Origin of the sequence: Streptomyces sp. NPDC057543 (assembly GCF_042801895.1) — a bacterium.
In the GTDB taxonomy this organism is placed as follows: Bacteria; Actinomycetota; Actinomycetes; order Streptomycetales; family Streptomycetaceae; genus Streptomyces.
In genome coordinates this window covers 1-2,580 of the sequence record NZ_JBHVFF010000528.1, presented here as the reverse complement: position 1 = coordinate 2,580, position 2,580 = coordinate 1, and the positions used below count along the sequence as shown (strand labels likewise).

At 68.5% G+C, this 2,580-nt stretch carries 2 protein-coding genes; one reads left to right on the top strand and one right to left on the bottom strand.

What is annotated here, in order from left to right; translation table 11 throughout:
- Positions 1-275: 275 nt before the first annotated feature.
- A complete protein-coding gene (locus ACFU8Q_RS40890; RefSeq protein WP_384465125.1) occupies positions 276-1,775 on the top strand; it encodes a hypothetical protein in 1,500 nt (499 codons plus the stop codon).
- A gap of 286 nt (positions 1,776-2,061) precedes the next feature.
- Here the strand turns inward: ACFU8Q_RS40890 and ACFU8Q_RS40885 are convergent, their stop codons facing one another.
- The gene (locus ACFU8Q_RS40885; RefSeq protein WP_384465123.1) at positions 2,062-2,331 is read right to left on the bottom strand and encodes a hypothetical protein; all 270 of its coding nucleotides are present in this window, start codon (positions 2,329-2,331) and stop codon (positions 2,062-2,064) included.
- Positions 2,332-2,580 lie beyond the last annotated feature (249 nt).

Below are 2,580 nucleotides of genomic sequence, written 5' to 3'. Positions count from 1 at the left end.
ACCCCACTGCTGCGACAGCGGGTTGGTGCAGGTCTTCCACCTCCACTCGAACCAACAGCGCCTCACGGCGCAAACGGAATGTGTGCCAGAACCCAGTAGCGAGAGCGTTTGTTGTCCAGGAGCGAGAACACCCCGTGGGCACGGAAGGCGATGTAGCCGAGTTTCAGCAACGCCCGGTTGCTTGACTTGCCCCGGATGTCGTGCATCCGTCGGCGGGGGTGGATGCGGAGCCATCGGGCGGCCCGGTTCAGGAGGCGAGGTGGCAGGATGACGCGATGTCAGACTCTCTCCGTGAACTGTGGCTGCGCGGCATCGCCTTCAACGCGGCGGCGCCCGCCGACGTGCTGATACGTCTCCTGGACGAAGCGGCCGGTGAGGCCGGCTTGCTGATGTGCGAGGGCCGCGACCTGCCCGACGCCGTCATCGACGCGGCCCTCCGCCACCCGGTCGAGCGGATCCGCCGCGCCCTCGCCCGCAACCTGCACGTCGACCCCACACGACTCGCTGCCTTGGCATCGGACCCTTCGGGACTCGTCCGTGCGTATCTCGCCCGCGGCACCCGGCTCCAGCCCCGGTGGGTCCGGCCCCTGCCGGCCGACATCCTCGTCACCTTCCTGACCGCCCAGGACGGAGGCGAGGACGGGAGGGTCACCGAAAAGGACATCGTCGGGGAGCTCTGGTCCTCCCGGCAGGTCCCTTCGTCCTTCCCGCGGGACATGGCCGGTCACGACCACCCCGCACTCCGTCTGTACGCCGCCTTCCAGTGGGAGTCGCTCACCGCTGCGCAGCGCAATGCCCTGCTTGACGACCCCGACCCCGCGGTGCGGAAGGCGGCGCGGGAGAGCAGCTGGGTGCTGGACCCGGAGGCGGTGGAGGCCAAGCTGCCGTCCATCGGATCACGCAACACGTGGTTCGTGCTCGGCACCTGTGCCCTGTCACCCGCGGTCGTCGAGCAGTGCTTCGCGGACGACGAGGTGCACCCGCTGGCCCGGAACCGCCATACCCCGGCCGGCGCCCTCGCCCGGCTCGCCCGCCACCCCGATGCAGAGATCCGCAGGCTGGTCGCCACCCGGCCCGACCTGGGACCGGAGGCGGCGGAGCTGAGGCAGGATCCTGACGAGGACGTGCGGATGCGTGCCCGCCTCCAGCCCTCCATCCGTACCTGGGCCGAATTCCAGGCGGTCCACAGGGTCGTCGATCACGGTCCCGACTGCACCTGCCCGATCACGCAGCTGGCCACCGAGCCGTCGCCCGACTGGTATGCCACCTGCGCGGCGTCCGAGGAACCGGTGCTCCGCCGGGTTGCGGCGAGCTGGCCCGGCCTGCCCACAGAACTCGTCGGGACACTGGCGCTGGACGATGACGAGGAGGTACGGATCCAGCTGGCCTGCCACCACCCACTGGCGCCGCCGCACCTCCTCCTGGACGTCTTCGTGACCCGCCCCGCCCACCGTCCGCACCTGCTGACCCTGCCCGCGTTCCCCCGCACCGGCCGGACCCACCTCATCGGCCACCCGGACCCCGAGGTACGCGCCCTGGCCGCGGCCGACCCCACCCTGCCCGAACCTCCGCTGGAAGACCCCGACGATGCAGTACGCCGGGCAGCCGCCGCCAACCCGACCCTGACACCGGAGACCCTGGAAACCCTCCTCACCGACCTCCGCACCGCAGAGGGCGCCGCGGCCAACCCGTCCCTCCCCGTCCCCCGCATGCACACACTCCTCGACCACTGCCTGAACGGCGCCGACACCCCGCCGACGGCGGCCCGACGCTGAGAGACGACATCCACGTAGCGATTACGGGCATGGCAATCGCCGTCGGCCATCGACTGACGCCAACACGCCGGAAGTCTTTCCAAAACTCGGTTCTGGCACACATATCCGTGAAGGATCTCGCCGGCTCTCGCCAGCAGTAGGCGCGCGCGTCATGTGAGCTGCGCGGACCGCACGTCACCGGGGTCTGGTGAGGCCGGACTCAAGATCGCTCACGGAATGTGTGCCAGAACCCGCCAGACGTGAACGAAACCACCCGTAACTGTGGTTGCGGACAGCAACAGCCTCGTCAGGGGCTCGGGTTCCTCCACAGATGCCGCTCGTCCAGGGACCCGAACCGCACGTCTCCGCGTTCAAGGTCGACGAGGATGGGCCAGCAGTCCAACAGCTGCTCTCTCACATCACGCGAGGCGAGGTACTGCACAGAGTTGTAGGGCACGATCAGGAGCCCGTTGCTCTGGCGGACTCGCTCTGTGTCGATGGCAAGAGGCGGCTCATACTCGCTCTGGCTGTTCGCGAGAAATGCCACCGCGAGCTGCAGGGCTTCGCTCTGCTCCATCAATCGTCTCCAGTCCGTCGGCTCGACGAGGGCACCCTAACCATCCTTCGATGATCTCCGCGTGGCTGGTGTGATCACGGCGTCGGAGCCGTCCTAATCCACTGCCTCCAGCACGGCCAGCGCTTCAATGAGGCCGTTGCCTTCCCATCCTGTTGGGCTCGAAAAGTCGTCGCTGCAGGTCACGCGGCGTAGTGATACTCGTTGATGACGCCGCCGAGGACCCTGGTGCGGAGCAGGCTTCGGTCGTCG